This window comes from Floridaenema aerugineum BLCC-F46 (genome assembly GCF_041929345.1).
GTDB classification, from domain to species: Bacteria; Cyanobacteriota; Cyanobacteriia; order Cyanobacteriales; family Aerosakkonemataceae; genus Floridanema; species Floridanema aerugineum.
Genome location: NZ_JBHFNQ010000139.1, coordinates 1 through 13111, shown reverse-complemented (window position 1 = coordinate 13111; position 13111 = coordinate 1). Strand labels below are relative to the sequence as shown.

The following is a 13111-nucleotide window of genomic DNA, read 5'->3' as shown; positions in this document are numbered from 1 at the left end:
ACTGTTTAAATTTCACCAAAATTTACAACAAGAAAATCGCGACTTTTTAACAGCTACCCATGAACAGCGGATGACTAATGCTCAGGAACAAAACCAACGGCTACGTCAATTCCGTCGGGATCTGTTTATTAGTATTTTTGGCATTCCTAGTTCTAGCCCTCCGGCAAAACAGCCCCAGGCTTCATCAAAACAGCCAACTCCGGCTGAGTCTTGAGCTAAAAAATAAATTACCCCAGTCTGCTAGCAGCTTTTGCTTTTGAGACTGGGGAGTAAATAATCAAAAACAACAAATGAGTTTTAGGTTTTTTTTGTGACCTTCTCTGCTGCTACTGAGTACCTAAAACTCAGAAAAGCAACAGAGTTCCCCACCTCACGGTAATGGGCTTCCTGCTTCCAAGGGAGAAACACTTCTTTACCCTCAGCAGGCAGAGGCGATTAGTCTCACCGCCACCTAAACCTTCCCAAAAATTGTGGAGTAAGTAACGTTTTAACCTTCTCTACATCATAGCACGTAACTTTACAATTCGTAAACTAACTTGCGAAAAAACTATCTAATCAACACCACCTAAAATATGACTGTTGCCGAAACCAATACTAGAAGAGCAGTTCTGCGCGTCCGCCCCGGTCAATTTGTAGCTACACCTTCCATTCAGCAAGTTGCTACTCGCGCCCTGCGTTACCTCCAATCCGGTTTCTCCGTTCATCTGTGCGGACCTGCTGGAACAGGTAAAACTACCCTGGCAATGCACCTAGCCAACTGCCTAGCCCGACCAATCATGCTGATTTTCGGAGATGACGACTTTACAAGTTCAGACTTAATTGGCAGTCAATCTGGCTATACGCACAAAAAACTACTCGATAATTATATCCATAATGTTCTCAAAGTTGAAGACGAACTGAAACAAAACTGGGTTGATTCTCGATTGACGATGGCTTGTCGGGAAGGATTCACCTTAGTTTATGACGAATTTAACCGTTCTCGACCGGAAGTAAACAACGTTTTACTCTCGGCATTAGAGGAAAAAATTCTCACTTTGCCACCCAGTAGTAATCAACCAGATTATCTCCAAGTTCATCCCGAATTCCGAGCGATTTTTACCTCTAATCCTGAAGAATATTGCGGTGTCCACTCAACTCAGGATGCCTTAATGGATAGATTAGTAACTATTAATATGCCCGAACCGGATGAGTTGACCCAAACCGAAATTCTGGTACAGAAAACGGGAATTAGCCGCGAAGATGCTTTATTGATTGTGCGTCTAGTAAAAACATTTCGTCTCCAAACTGGGGCGGAAAAAACTTCCGGTTTACGCTCTTGTTTGATGATTGGCAAAGTTTGTGGAGAACACGAAATAGTCGCTAAGCCATCCAACGCTGATTTCCGCGATATTTGTGCTGATGTGTTATTCTCGCGCACTAATTTATCCTTGAGCGAATCAAGTAGTATTTTCTGGGAACTGCTTAACAAAATCGAGGCAGAAACGTTAAATTTTTCCGCAGAGCCTCCAATTCCTGTAGTAGAAGAACCTGTTTCTCTGGAAAATTTAGTTGACCACGAACAACAAATTCACAAGTATTTACAAGAGAAACAAAAAGCTGATTTTAATGAAATTCACCGAGCTTTAAATCTGAGCCGAAGCCAGATAAAAGTTGCCTTGGATTCTCTGGTTCAAAAGAAATTACTGAATAAGCAAGACCGTTTTTTCACCCTTTTTGAGTTAAACGAATCGTGACTTCCTCTATTCTGCCGACACGCCCCCAAACTAACTCTAGTCGAGCTATTACTACATCCACTCAAGGTTCTACTTTAGCGGATATTCTCGAACGAGTTTTAGATAAGGGAATTGTGATTGCTGGGGATATTTCGGTATCCATTGCTAGCACTGAACTTCTGCATATCCGAATTCGCTTGTTGATTTCCTCGGTTGATAAAGCGAAGGAAATGGGAATAAATTGGTGGGAAAATGACCCCTATCTCAGTAGCAAATCTCAAGCTTTAATCGCGGAAAATCAACAACTTTTAGCCAGATTGGAAAATTTAGAAACCGAACTGCTGGCGCTAAAATCTGCAAACGACTATCAACCTCCAAACAACAATCAACCTCAATCACGGAGCAAGAGAACCAAATGATTACCATCAAAACAATGAAGGACATTCCCAGCATTCAGGAAATTCCCAACTTGCACAATAGCAAGTCTCTGATATGCTTACCTCATGTGCGACTTTCTGCTATTGAACCGCGTCGCCAAAAACTTCATAAATAACTTTTATCATGGCATTAACTTGCACCCCTTGTGAAAATTCTCCTGAAGTTTTCTCCGCTCCTGACAAAGTTGACAGTAAAGCGGGTTTAGCTCCTTTACTGTTAACTGTTGTCGAACTGGTACGCCAACTACTAGAAGCACAAATCATTCGGCGGATGGAAGCAGGAATTCTCAGCGAATCAGATTTGGATCGAGCCGCAGAAAGTTTACAACAATTGGAAGCGCAAGTTCTCCATTTGTGCGAGATTTTTGAAGTTAATCCCGCTGATTTGAATGTCAATCTCGGAGAATTCGGAACGCTTTTACCGCCACCAGGAAGTTACTATCCGGGGAAAAGTGGTAATAATCCCTCGATTTTGGAACTCTTAGACCGACTTTTAAATACTGGAATTGTAGTAGAAGGTGATGTGGATTTAGGGTTGGCGAAACTCAACTTAATCCACGCGCAACTAAGGTTAGTTTTAACATCAAAGCCCGCTTAATTAAAAATTTGAGAACCTATGGATTTTGGTCTTTACTTATACGGCATTTTTCCTGAAGTTATCCCCGAACAATTCGCGTTAGAAGGAATGGATAAACAACCAGTACATAGCGCACTTATTGAGGGTTTTAGTTTTTTGTATTCGGTAGCTAAACAGGAAAAATATTTGGCTTCCCGACGCAATTTAATTTGCCATGAAAAAGTTTTAGAAGAATTAATGAATGAAGGTTTCCGCACGCTTCTACCTTTGCGTTTTGGCATGGTAGTTAAAACTTGGGAAACGATTACAGAACAGCTAACTAAACCCTATCAAGATAAGCTTAAAGATTTATTCGCTAAATTAGCTGGAAGGCGCGAAGTTAGTGTGAAAATTTTTTGGGATGGTAACTCCGAATTGCAAGCACTACTTTCTGTAAATCAGGAATTGAAACAGAGGCGTGATGCCATGTCAGGTAAAAATTTGAGTATGGAGGAGGTGATTGATATCGGTCAAATGATTGAACAAGGTTTGTCGCTTCGCAAACAAGAGGTAATTCAAGCTTTCCGAAATGAGTTAAATTCTTTGGCTTTGGAAGTGGTGGAAAATGACCCGATGACTGAAGGAATGATTTACAACACTGCTTATTTGATTCCTTGGGATGCGGAAGCTGAATTTAGCGATCGCGTCGAAGCTATTGACCAAAAATTTGCCGATCGCTTGCGAATTCGCTACAACAATCTTACCGCCCCTTATACATTCGCGCAACTCGTTTAACAGGAGTCAGAGTGATGTCTCTGAAACTTTTACTATTTCCCATTTTTGGACCTATTACTGGTTTGGCGTGGATCGGACAGCAAATTCAAGAACGTGCCAATACTGAATATGATGCTACCGAAAATTTGCACAAACAGCTATTAGCTTTACAGCTGGCATTCGATCTTGGTGATATTTCGGAAGAGGAATTTGAAATTCAAGAAGAAGAATTATTAGGCTTGATTCAAACTCTAGAAGAGGAGGCAGCACAATTAGAAGATAACTAAATTTTTAGCTCTTGGTTCTCTACTTTGTTATTCCCGCTAGGATTAAGAAACCCGCCACAGCGGGTTTCTTCCATATTTAATATTCCAAGTAGTAAGTTTGAAATTTACTTACCTCGACAACAGGTTCAGAACTAGCGGTGTTTTTCGGAGAATTAGGCTCAACATTACGTAAATCTTGAATCGCTTTTTCGATACTGTTTCTTTGGCTATCTAAGACACTTAGCCTTTGTTTCAACTGTTGAACTCGCTGTTCCATAAAGATTAGCTCTTGCTGGATACGCTGTTCTTCTGTCACCAACTTATAAAGCTCAAGCTGTTTAGATGCCTGCGAATTATTGCGAGGCATGGTGCTAATTTTGGGACGAATACTTCCGCGAACTCGAATATTTGACATAACTAATTTAGAGATGGTTTATAATATTATAACTAGTAAATCTTGGCTGGAAATATAATTGCTAAAAATCCTCACAATCAAAATGGAGACTTTGTAAAAAACTGTAAAACTACACGGATTACTGATGATGGAACTGTATAATCTCTATAGTTACGCTTTTTTGAAAACCCCTACGGCTGCTCTAGAAATTCCCATAGGCATCGCGGGTGAGTTATTCCTAATTAATGGTGGTAACATCTCGGCTTTAGTGGAAGCGGAAGTATCTTTATCATCGCTACAAAACGATGATAAAGAATTAATTGCAGCGGTTTTATCCCACGATCGCGTTATTTGCGATCTCTTCCGTCAAACGACTATTTTACCCTTACGCTTCGGGACATCTTTTGTTTCTCAAGAAAAATTGCTGCTTCATTTAGAAGCTCACCAAAATGAATATTTAGAAAAGATTCACGAACTAAAGGGTAAAGCTGAATATATTTTAAAATTTACACCTCGAAAGTTAGAGGAACCAGCTATCCCTTCTGAAGTCGGGGGAAAACAGTATTTTTTAGCCAAGAAACAGCGTTACCAACATCAGCAAGACTTTCATATCTTGCAAACAGCAGAATGGGAGAATGCCGTTCATCTAATTACCTATATCCATAAATCAGCAATTATTTTTTCCTCCCCGGGTGAAGAAACACGAATTTTTCTTTTAGTCAATCAAACTGAAGAAAACTTACTAAAAACCCAGTTTCGCAATTGGCAAAGAGCTTGTCCCCGTTGGCAATTACAACTAGGTGAAGCTTTACCTCCTTATCACTTTATCTAACCAGTGAATTTATGACAAGTCAGAGCTTTTTTAATCACCAAATAAACCAATATGACTCGCTGCACTTAGCGATGTTCAGCGGTAAAGGAGGAGTGGGAAAAACTACTCTTTCCTGTGGGTTTGCCAGACGTTGGGCAAAATTATTTCCTGATGAGCAAATATTATTGATATCCACTGACCCCGCTCATTCTTTGGGAGATGTGTTGCAAGTGAAGGTAGAAGATAAAGCTTTACCTTTAGATGATTTACCAAATTTGAGTGTTAGAGCCTTAAATGCGGGGAAATTACTCTTAGAATTTAAGGCTAAATATGGAAAGTTTTTAGAATTATTAGTTGAACGGGGTAGTTTTGTTGAAGGGGAAGATTTAACGCCTGTTTGGGATTTAGAATGGCCGGGGTTAGACGAACTAATGGGTTTGTTAGAAATCCAACGCTTGTTAACAGAAAAAGTTGTGGATAGAGTAGTGGTTGATATGGCTCCTTCCGGTCATACTCTAAACTTATTAGGCATTAAAGATTTTTTAGATGTAATTTTAAATTCCTTGGAATTATTCCAAGAAAAACATCGGGTGATTACCCAAACTTTTAAGGGAACTTACAATGCAGATGAAGTAGATGATTTTTTAATTCAGATGAAATCTGAGTTAACCGAAGGAAAGAAATTGCTCCAAGATCAGAATTGTACTACTTGTTTGGTAGTGGCGATCGCCGAACCAATGAGTCTCCTAGAAACCGCTAGATTTATTGACAGTTTGTTAACCTTAGAAATCCCTTGTGGGGGATTGTTAATTAACCGAATTTTACCTGAATCGGATTTAGATTTAGACCGCTATAGCGAACAACAGATTTTACTGGATAAATTCCTCAATCTACCGGGACACCAGCCAATTTTTACGGTTCCCCAACAAGCAGTAGAACCTTTGGGAGGGACAGCTTTAGATGATATTATCAATCAAATTCAGAAGATCGATCGCGTAGAATTAGCCGCACCACCGTCAATAGAATGGCCGAAAAAAATCCCCCCCTGTTTCAATGATTTTATTGCCGAAGGACGACAATTAATTTTAATTGGTGGTAAAGGTGGAGTCGGAAAAACCACTGTAGCAGCGGCTATCGGTTGGGCATTAGCTAATCGCTATCCTCAGAAAAATATTCGGATGATTTCCATAGACCCTGCCCATTCTTTGGGAGATGCCTTTGGCGAAAATTTGCATCACGAACCAACTCAATTAACTCCTAATTTAAGCGGTCAAGAAGTAAATGCCGAGATTGTTTTAGAACAATTTCGCAATGATTATTTGTGGGAATTAGCCGAAATGATTAGTGGGGAAGGAACTGAATCAGGGTCAATAAAACTTGCTTACAGTCCAGAAGCTTGGCGACAAATTGTTGCCCAAGCTTTACCCGGTATTGATGAAATGTTATCTTTAGTAACGGTCATGGATTTGTTAGACCAGAAACAGCAAGATTTAATTATTTTAGATACTGCTCCTACTGGTCATCTACTCCGCTTTTTAGAAATGCCAACTGCCTTGGGAGATTGGTTAGCTTGGATCTTCAAATTGTGGATGAAATATCAAAATGTGTTGGGGCGAGTAGATTTAATGGGGCGGTTGCGAAATTTAAGACAGCAAGTAATGCAAGCGCAAAAGAAATTAAAAGACCCCCGACACACAGAATTTATTGGGGTTGTGCAAGCGCAAACAGCGATTATTGCTGAACAAGTGCGACTCACAGCTTCCTTACAAAAAATGGGAGTTTCACAGCGTTATGTGGTGCATAACCGCTATAGCCCAGATGTGGAAATTCATCCGCAATTGTTTGCCGAACAAACTATTGTTCGCTTACCCAATTTACCTCGGTCTGTTCCCCCAATAGACCGGATTAAAGGAGCAGCCAATCTCCTATTTTAGGTTAGTTAAGTCAGTGGAGTAAATAAGAGAGGGATTTTATGAGCGATTTATTCAAAGGCTTTGAACAATTAGTAGAATTAGCCAAAGTCTTAGAAGAAAAAATTGACAAGGGAGAAATTAAGACGGAGATGCAGTTTAATACTCGTCCGTTGAGTAATATTCCCCGTTCTGGAGGGATTCCCCGTCCAGGTGGAATACCCCGGACTGGGAATCCAGGTAGCGATATTGGTACCAGTCGGATTCGCACCCAACCGCCCTCTGATTCAAGTTCTGGCGATGTTAGGGGGGAGTCAGACTCAGTGAGTCCGCCGGAGGATGCTTCTTTGAAAGATATTGGTGGGTTAGGTGAGGTTCTCAAAGAACTGAAAGAATTGATTGCGATTCCTTTAAAACGCCCTGATTTGTTAGCTAAACTGGGATTGGAACCAACCCGGGGCGTGCTTTTGGTTGGCCCACCGGGGACTGGCAAAACCCTGACCGCCCGGGCGCTGGCGGAAGAGTTGGGAGTTAATTACATTGCCTTAGTTGGACCTGAAGTAATTAGTAAATATTACGGAGAAGCGGAACAAAGGTTACGGGGAATCTTTGAGAAGGCGGCGAAAAATGCTCCCTGTATCGTCTTTATTGATGAAATTGATAGTCTCGCCCCAGACCGCAGTAAGGTAGAAGGGGAAGTGGAGAAACGACTGGTTGCCCAACTGTTGAGTTTAATGGATGGGTTTGCCCAAACTAAAGGTGTGATTGTGTTGGCGGCGACTAATCGCCCGGATCATCTTGACCCGGCGTTGCGTCGTCCGGGAAGATTCGATCGGGAAGTGCAATTTCGCGTTCCTGACCGCAATGGACGTTTGGAAATTTTGCAAATTCTCACTCGTTCCATGCCTTTGGATGAGTCAGTATCCTTAGATGTAGTTGCTGATCATGCGGTCGGATTTGTTGGGGCTGATTTAAAAGCAGTTTGTCAAAAAGCAGCTTATAGTGCTTTGCGCCGTCAAGTTCCTTCCTTAGAATCCATCATCCCAGATCGGATGACGGTTTGCCAGTCGGATTTTTTGCAAGCACTTAAAGAAGTTAAACCTGCTGTACTGCGTTCTGTGGAAGTTGAGTCGCCTGATGTTGCTTGGGATGACATTGGCGGACTGTCCAATATTAAACAAACTTTGCAAGAATCTGTAGAAGGGGCACTACTGCATCCAGAATTGTATTCCCAAACCAAAGCCAAAGCACCGAAAGGAATTTTACTTTGGGGACCTCCTGGTACTGGGAAAACTTTATTAGCGAAAGCAGTTGCTTCCCAAGCGCGAGCGAATTTTATCTGTGTCAATGGGCCAGAATTACTGAGTAGGTGGGTGGGTGCTAGCGAACAGGCGGTGCGGGAGTTGTTTACTAAAGCCCGACAAGCTGCGCCTTGTGTGGTGTTTATTGATGAAATTGATACTTTAGCACCTGCCAGAGGCCGTTTTAGTGGTGATTCTGGGGTGAGCGATCGGGTTGTGGGACAATTACTTACAGAATTGGATGGTTTGCAGGTTGGCGCAACTATCTTGGTGATTGGTGCAACTAATCGTCCCGATGCTTTAGACCCAGCTTTAATCCGGGCGGGAAGATTGGATTTACAGTTAAAGGTGGATTTACCAGAACCGAACAGTCGGTTAGCAATTTTACAAGTACACAATCAAGACCGTCCTTTACATAATGTCGATTTGGTGGCTTGGGCCGAAGCGACCGAAGGTTGGAATGGTGCTGATTTGGCGTTACTATGTAATCAGGCTGCTCTAGAGGCGGTGCGTCGCTATCGTCGTGAAGGGATGACAGACCCGAGTGCTATTCGGATTACAAGTGATGATTTTAATTACGCTTATCAAGTGTTAGTAGAACAGCGTCCGGTTTGACATCCTCAGCTAATCAGCGGATGTGGGATTTGAGAACAGCGACCTCAAATCCCACATCCAAAAATCTAATGGTGATGTTTGCTGGAATCCTTACCAATGTATAAACGTCTAAAACTGGCTCTCCAGTCGGTTTGCCAGTTCAGAATCAAGGAAATTGAACTGCTGCGCCAGCGTAATGCCGAACTGGAACAACAGCTGCAACATAGTACCACTCAACTTCAAGATGCCAAAGCTGCTGTTGAGCGACAAAGGAAACAAGCTGCTTTGCTCAATCAAATTGTCCACAGGATGCGGGAAACGCTGGTTTTAGATGAAATTTTGCAAATTGCAGCTAATCAGCTACATTCTGCACTAAATGTGAGTCGTTGCCAGATTTTTCGACCGGATGCTGATAGTCAGTTGGGAATTCGCTATGTTTGTCAGTCTACCTCTGAAGGGAACTGTTTAATTGGTTTGCAGTGTGATTTTTATCGTTATTACCAAACACAGTTGATGAGTGGCGAACCTCTGGTTTTACCTCCCATCGAGGCAAGTGAACCAAGGGAATTTCTCAAAGCTCTAGAAAACTGCAATATCCGTGCTCTGATGATTGTACCACTGATTTACCAGCAACACTTCATTGGTGGAATTAGCTTAAATGAATGCCGGGGGGAGCGAGATTGGACATCAGATGAAGTGGAATTTGTCAAGAGTATTGCTGACCATTGTGCGATCGCCATTCATCAAGCTGAACTTTACCAACAAGCACAAACCGAACTCCAAGAACGTCACAAAGTCCAAGTAGCACTCAGGGAAAGTAATGAATTATTCCAACAGTTAACCGAAAATATTCACCAAGGTTTTTTCGTCACAGACCTCCAACAAAATAAATTACTTTATGCTAATCCTGCCTTTAAAGAAATTTGCGGCTTCGATGACTCGACTGACCTCGCTGAGGTCCTGATCTGGGCCGAAGGTTACTGTTCTCCAGTAGCAGATCAAAACTATTCTTTTTTCAATCCTGTTCATCCTGAAGACCGCAGCTTAGCAATCGCTGCCCTTGACTCCCTGAAATCTGGGCAACCCCACTACTGCGAATATCGCATTATCAGACCAGATGGCGATATCCTCTGGGTGAGTACTTGTCGTTTTCCCCTCAAAGATGACCAAGGCGAAGTTTACCGCATTACTGGTATTGTAGAAGATATTACCGAGCGGAAAACTGCTGAGTGGCACTTGCACCAACAAGCGGAGCGAGAACGACTCATCCGAATGGTCACCCAACGGATTCGCCAATCTCTGAATTTGGATGATATTCTCACTACCACTGTTGCCCAGGTACGGCATCTCCTGCAAACCGACCGGGTACTCGTATTTCAAATCGAGCCGGATGGTTCGGGTTTTGTGCTAGAAGAATCTGTAGGTGATGGTTGGCAAGCTCTTCTCGGACAGAATATTTTCGATTCCTGTTTTCCCAGTTATATCGAACCCTATCGTCAGGGACGAGTCCGAGCGATCGCAGATATTGATGATGGTAGCATTCTATCCTGCCATGCCGATTTTTTAAGACATTTTGATGTCCGCGCTAACTTAGTTGTTCCGATCCTCTTTCACGATCATCTTTGGGGCTTACTGATTGCCCATCATTGCGCTCATTCCCGACAATGGTCGATTGGGGAAACCGAACTGCTCAAACAAGTGGCAGACCAAGTAGCGATCGCCATCCAGCAAGCACAACTTTATAAACAAGTACAACATGAACTTGCCGATCGTATCCAGGCGGAAACTTTTCTGCGTGAGAGTGAAGCCCGGTTTCGCTTGATGGCAGACAGCGCCCCTGTACTGATTTGGTTAGCCGATTCTCAAGGAGAGTGTACGTTTTTTAACCAAACTTGGCTGAAATTCACAGGTCGCTCCCTAGCGCGAGAACTTCGGGGAAGTTGGACAGAAAGTATTCTACCCTCTGACCTGGAACACTATCTCGATATGCGTACCACTGCTATTCGAGCCAAAAACAGTTTTTTCTTAGAGTATCGCCTGCGCCGTAAAGATGGTGAGTATCGTTGGATTTTAGAAAAAGCTGTACCCCGTCTCACCCCCGGCGGTGAGCTTCTCGGTTATATCGGCTCTTGCATTGATATTACCCAGCGTAAACAAGTTGAAGCCAAGCTACAAAAACTCAATGAAGAATTAGAAATTAAAGTTCAAGAGCGCACCCAAGAATTACAGCAAACTGTAGACAGATTGGCCGAAGAAATCGTCAAGCATTGTCATACAGAAACCCAGTTGACTATTGCTTTAGAAGCAGCATTTATGGGAACTTGGGACTGGAATCTTCTCACTAATCACCTTAACTGGTCTCCCCGGACTCAATCTATTTTTGGCTTGGCTCCCGGTTCTTTCTCTGGTACTCAACAAGCTTTTATTAACTCTATCCATCCTGAAGATCTTCCTGCTGTCGGACAAAGCATCCAAGAGGCTCTATTAAATAATACACCCCTTAATTGTGAAACTCGGATTCTTTTGCCTGATGGTAATATTCGTTGGATAGCTTATATTGGTAATGTGATTTGCGATCGCGCTGGACAACCCCAACGCATGACCGGAGTAGTTATCGATATCCACGATCGTAAGCTCGCTGAAAAAGCTTTAAGAACATCCCTCAAAGAGAAAGAAGTTTTACTCAAAGAAATTCACCACCGTGTTAAGAATAATTTGCAAATTATTTCTAGCTTGCTCAAGCTCCAATCCAGTTATATTAAAGATGAACAAGTTATTGCTTTATTCTCTGAAAGTTACAATCGCGTTAGGTCTATGGCTCTGATTCATGAAAATTTGTATCACTCCCACGATTTAGCCAGAGTCGATGCTGACGATTATATTTCTCATTTAGCTAACAATTTATTCAACTCTTACAATGTTGACTCCCATTTTATTGATTTAAACATCTCCATCGCTAGTCTCAAGCTTGATATTGATACCGCAATCCCTTGTGGTTTAATCATTAATGAACTCGTTTCTAACTCTCTCAAATACGCTTTCTCTGGTAGACAAAAAGGTATTTTATCTATTAGTTTTTTCTCAGATGATAACCAGACTCTTTTTTTACAAGTTAGGGATGATGGTGTGGGATTACCTCCTGATTTTGATATTGAACAGATTCAATCTCTAGGTTTGCAGTTAGTCCTTAATCTTACCGAACAATTGACCGGAAAACTTGAGATTGATTCTACTAATGGCACTTCTTTTACTATTACATTTGTTCCCCAGACTCTTTTTCCTTTTTCATCCTAATTTACCTGTTTCTTTGACTCTCTTGGCAATTTCTCCACACCCTTTCTCACCTTCTTTAGTTTACTCCCAATCCTTTGGCTCTTCCTCTCTCACATATACTGCTTGATTACCCCTACCCTACCCTCTCTCCCCCTGTTTAATCACCTCCTCTTTTTCTTATTACTATTAACTTTCTTTCCCCAATCATTATTCCTTCTTCCCCTTCACTCCCTACTTTTTTCCCCTCTCTCTACTCCTACTCCCCCCCCTCTCTTCGCTTTTTTGTCCGACCATTTTTCCTTGGGAAAATTCTTAATTTGTGGGGAATTTCAGATCTGTGTTCCCAATTATTAGTTGGCAAAACTAGGTTAAACGCCATAAGTACAAGGTAAGCATTTGCATTTCTTCTTGGAGTCGCACTTTCTAATCTTCGTTGTTGTAGCTTTTTGTTAAGCTTATTGCGTCTCTTGAGGAGCGTAATTTTTTGTTCCGTTGAGCAGCCTTTATTCCCCAGCTAGCAGCTTTAGAAATTAAATCTTTTAAAGTCTCTCTAGCTCGTTTTTGTTGCCAAAAGTATCCTTCTACAGAAGTAGCATACAAAGGAGGTAGACGATTAAGAGCGTAAGCTATAGCTTCATGTTTATTGATAGATTTCGCGATCTCCTGGGGAAGGTTTTGTAGTTGCTGCTCAATTTCTTCAATTGCCAGCAGTTCCATTGCATTAAGATAAGGTGGGGCTGATTTATCTGAAAAATTCATAGCTTGAAAAACACAAATCAATTACGTTTCCGTTTATCTATATTAAGTTTGCACGATTTGGATAAAACTTTATCGTTGGGATTTTTTAAACCGTTCCAAAGTGTGTAATGACTGAAATGATACGCGGTGCAAAGGCTACGGGCGGGATCGAAAATAGAGAAGTTCAGGGGGCGACAAGCGCCCCCAAACCAATATAGACAAAGGGTTTCACGGCGCAACCCAGAGCGAAAAATTCAGGGCTTATTGAGAACAGACTCTATATAGAGAAAAAAGTGTGCAATTGTGATAAATAAGGAAAGGTCTAGTTAATTTCACAAGACCATT

The 13111-nt window shown here is 41.8% G+C and carries 13 protein-coding genes; 11 read left to right on the top strand and 2 right to left on the bottom strand.

The features are described from left to right. The 7 genes from gvpC to ACE1CC_RS18245 all read left to right on the top strand — a co-directional run. Positions 1-214 (top strand): gas vesicle protein GvpC (gene gvpC, locus ACE1CC_RS18275; protein WP_413271862.1); only part of this gene is annotated, 214 nt, incomplete at its 5' end. Between the two features lie 358 nt (positions 215-572). Beyond that, positions 573-1733, top strand: coding sequence for a gas vesicle protein GvpN (gvpN, locus tag ACE1CC_RS18270; RefSeq protein WP_413271861.1), 1161 nt, complete (start codon positions 573-575; stop codon positions 1731-1733). After that, positions 1730-2131, top strand: a complete 402-nt coding sequence (locus tag ACE1CC_RS18265) for a gas vesicle protein (RefSeq protein ID WP_413271860.1) — start codon at positions 1730-1732, stop codon at positions 2129-2131. The genes gvpN and ACE1CC_RS18265 overlap by 4 nt, the downstream gene beginning before the upstream one ends. Next, positions 2128-2265: a hypothetical protein gene (locus ACE1CC_RS18260; protein WP_413271859.1), complete on the top strand. Its 138-nt coding sequence runs from the start codon at positions 2128-2130 to the stop codon at positions 2263-2265. The genes ACE1CC_RS18265 and ACE1CC_RS18260 overlap by 4 nt, the downstream gene beginning before the upstream one ends. A gap of 8 nt (positions 2266-2273) precedes the next feature. Continuing rightward, entirely contained in the window at positions 2274-2747 is a 474-nt protein-coding gene (locus tag ACE1CC_RS18255; RefSeq protein ID WP_413271858.1) for a gas vesicle protein K, read from the top strand. An 18-nt stretch (positions 2748-2765) separates the two neighbouring features. Further along, the gene (gvpF, locus tag ACE1CC_RS18250; RefSeq protein WP_413271857.1) at positions 2766-3500 is read left to right on the top strand and encodes a gas vesicle protein GvpF; all 735 of its coding nucleotides are present in this window, start codon (positions 2766-2768) and stop codon (positions 3498-3500) included. Between the two features lie 14 nt (positions 3501-3514). Further along, positions 3515-3766: a gas vesicle protein GvpG gene (locus tag ACE1CC_RS18245; protein WP_413271856.1), complete on the top strand. Its 252-nt coding sequence runs from the start codon at positions 3515-3517 to the stop codon at positions 3764-3766. A 76-nt stretch (positions 3767-3842) separates the two neighbouring features. On the opposite strand, the gene ACE1CC_RS18240 is transcribed toward ACE1CC_RS18245, so the two are convergent. Beyond that, positions 3843-4160, bottom strand: coding sequence for a hypothetical protein (locus tag ACE1CC_RS18240; RefSeq protein WP_413271855.1), 318 nt, complete (start codon positions 4158-4160; stop codon positions 3843-3845). Positions 4161-4287: 127 nt separating this feature from the next. Here ACE1CC_RS18240 and ACE1CC_RS18235 point away from each other — a divergent pair, with 127 nt between their 5' ends. The 4 genes from ACE1CC_RS18235 to ACE1CC_RS18220 all read left to right on the top strand — a co-directional run bounded on the left by ACE1CC_RS18235 (position 4288) and on the right by ACE1CC_RS18220 (position 12049). Further along, positions 4288-4971 (top strand): GvpL/GvpF family gas vesicle protein, encoded by a 684-nt coding sequence (locus tag ACE1CC_RS18235; protein ID WP_459563874.1) that lies wholly within the window; start codon positions 4288-4290, stop codon positions 4969-4971. Positions 4972-5042: 71 nt separating this feature from the next. Then, positions 5043-6884: an ArsA family ATPase gene (locus ACE1CC_RS18230; RefSeq protein WP_459563873.1), complete on the top strand. Its 1842-nt coding sequence runs from the start codon at positions 5043-5045 to the stop codon at positions 6882-6884. 38 nt (positions 6885-6922) lie between these two features. Next, complete coding sequence (locus tag ACE1CC_RS18225) at positions 6923-8776, top strand: AAA family ATPase (protein ID WP_413271852.1); 1854 nt, start codon at positions 6923-6925, stop codon at positions 8774-8776. A 96-nt stretch (positions 8777-8872) separates the two neighbouring features. Continuing rightward, on the top strand, positions 8873-12049 hold the full coding sequence (locus tag ACE1CC_RS18220) for a PAS domain-containing protein (protein ID WP_413271851.1): 3177 nt from the start codon (positions 8873-8875) through the stop codon (positions 12047-12049). Between the two features lie 402 nt (positions 12050-12451). Here the strand turns inward: ACE1CC_RS18220 and ACE1CC_RS18215 are convergent, their stop codons facing one another. Continuing rightward, positions 12452-12787: a late competence development ComFB family protein gene (locus ACE1CC_RS18215; protein WP_413271850.1), complete on the bottom strand. Its 336-nt coding sequence runs from the start codon at positions 12785-12787 to the stop codon at positions 12452-12454. Positions 12788-13111 lie beyond the last annotated feature (324 nt).

Coding starts and splice junctions, on each gene's coding strand:
- gvpN (WP_413271861.1), top strand. CDS start 573: ATGACTGTTGCCGAAACCAATACTAGAAGAGCAGTTCTGCGCGTCCGC.
- ACE1CC_RS18260 (WP_413271859.1), top strand. CDS start 2,128: ATGATTACCATCAAAACAATGAAGGACATTCCCAGCATTCAGGAAATT.
- ACE1CC_RS18255 (WP_413271858.1), top strand. CDS start 2,274: ATGGCATTAACTTGCACCCCTTGTGAAAATTCTCCTGAAGTTTTCTCC.
- gvpF (WP_413271857.1), top strand. CDS start 2,766: ATGGATTTTGGTCTTTACTTATACGGCATTTTTCCTGAAGTTATCCCC.
- ACE1CC_RS18245 (WP_413271856.1), top strand. CDS start 3,515: ATGTCTCTGAAACTTTTACTATTTCCCATTTTTGGACCTATTACTGGT.
- ACE1CC_RS18240 (WP_413271855.1), bottom strand. CDS start 4,160: ATGTCAAATATTCGAGTTCGCGGAAGTATTCGTCCCAAAATTAGCACC.
- ACE1CC_RS18235 (WP_459563874.1), top strand. CDS start 4,288: ATGGAACTGTATAATCTCTATAGTTACGCTTTTTTGAAAACCCCTACG.
- ACE1CC_RS18230 (WP_459563873.1), top strand. CDS start 5,043: ATGTTCAGCGGTAAAGGAGGAGTGGGAAAAACTACTCTTTCCTGTGGG.
- ACE1CC_RS18225 (WP_413271852.1), top strand. CDS start 6,923: ATGAGCGATTTATTCAAAGGCTTTGAACAATTAGTAGAATTAGCCAAA.
- ACE1CC_RS18220 (WP_413271851.1), top strand. CDS start 8,873: ATGTATAAACGTCTAAAACTGGCTCTCCAGTCGGTTTGCCAGTTCAGA.
- ACE1CC_RS18215 (WP_413271850.1), bottom strand. CDS start 12,787: ATGAATTTTTCAGATAAATCAGCCCCACCTTATCTTAATGCAATGGAA.